The 666-nt window shown below is 74.5% G+C and carries 1 protein-coding gene; it reads right to left on the bottom strand.

Going from position 1 to position 666, the window contains the following annotated elements; all coding sequences use genetic code 11:
- On the bottom strand, positions 1-666 hold a 666-nt coding region (locus L0B03_RS18760; protein ID WP_250448627.1), incomplete at both ends, for a sensor histidine kinase.

Raw genomic sequence — 666 nt, 5'->3', positions numbered from 1 at the left:
CGTGAGGATCGGCGGGGCGGTGCCCCGGGAGAGGCCACGCAGCTCGGCGAGGGCCTCGGCCGCCTGGGTGCGCGCCTCGGCGATCATCGCCCGCGCCTCGTCAGGGTCGTCGGCCAGCCGGCGCTCGGCCGCCGACAGGTCCATGCCGAGCCGGACCAGACGCTGCTGGGGGCCGTCGTGGATGTCACGCTCGAGCCGCCGGAGCGAGTGCGACTCGGCCGCCGCCGCGACCGCACGGCGGCTGGTCAGCTCGTCGACCTGGGCCGCGAGTGCCGCCCGTGAGGAGCCGGTCAGGAGCAGCCGTGCCCACCCCACGTGCACCTGGGCGCAGGCCCGGGTCACCGGCACGAGGCTGAGCGCGAAGAGGACACCGAGGATCAGGTTGAACTGGGCCTCGCTGATCGGCAGACCGAGCAGCTCGGCGAGGGTCGTGTTGGTCTCGGGGTTGGGCAACCACCGGTCCCAGAACCAGAAGGTGAGGCCGCCTAGGGTGCCGGCCCACCAGGTCAGCACCACCGAGAAGGTCACCACCGAGAGCATCAGCCCCCCGATGCCGTGCAGCACCGCGGCCCAGCGGCGGGGGTCGGCGAGCAGGTTGAGCATCCGGCGCAGGCCCGAGCCGCGGCGCGGGGCGTACTGCACCGGCGCGAGCGCGGTCCCGAGGAA

Origin of the sequence: Actinotalea sp. C106 (assembly GCF_023630195.1) — a bacterium.
Taxonomy (GTDB): domain Bacteria; phylum Actinomycetota; class Actinomycetes; order Actinomycetales; family Cellulomonadaceae; genus Actinotalea.
The sequence above is the reverse complement of the archived record's forward strand: the minus strand, read 5'-3'. Positions and strand labels throughout refer to the sequence as shown.